Origin of the sequence: Acetobacter pomorum, assembly GCF_002738225.1 — a bacterium.
GTDB classification, from domain to species: Bacteria; Pseudomonadota; Alphaproteobacteria; order Acetobacterales; family Acetobacteraceae; genus Acetobacter; species Acetobacter pomorum.
In genome coordinates this window covers 1-308 of record NZ_PEBQ01000149.1, presented here as the reverse complement: position 1 = coordinate 308, position 308 = coordinate 1, and the positions used below count along the sequence as shown (strand labels likewise).

At 51.3% G+C, this 308-nt stretch carries 1 protein-coding gene; it reads right to left on the bottom strand.

The window, feature by feature from the left end; translation table 11 throughout:
• A partial coding sequence (locus CSR02_RS12225; protein ID WP_208616828.1) for a Hint domain-containing protein occupies positions 1-308 on the bottom strand: 308 nt, incomplete at both ends.

Below are 308 nucleotides of genomic sequence, written 5' to 3'. Positions count from 1 at the left end.
CCTGTATCCAGATAGCTTTCTGTCAGCATGCCATCTGCGGTGATAACGGAATGCTGTTCTGTTTCCACATGATAATAATCGTAGGAGGTGATGGATTTGTCATAGAAAATGGAAACGCCATTCACCAGCATGCGCACAGGCACCAGCTTGCCTTCAAAGAACAGGCAGTGTTCGGCGGTAATCAGCATATCTTTGTAAGGCACGCCATCGGCAATGGCGTCTTTCAGGATCCGTACTGGCCAGCCTGCTTCATCATCCGTCAGTTCGGGGCGCACGGTGGCATGGGCCTTGCCAACCCAGATAACAGA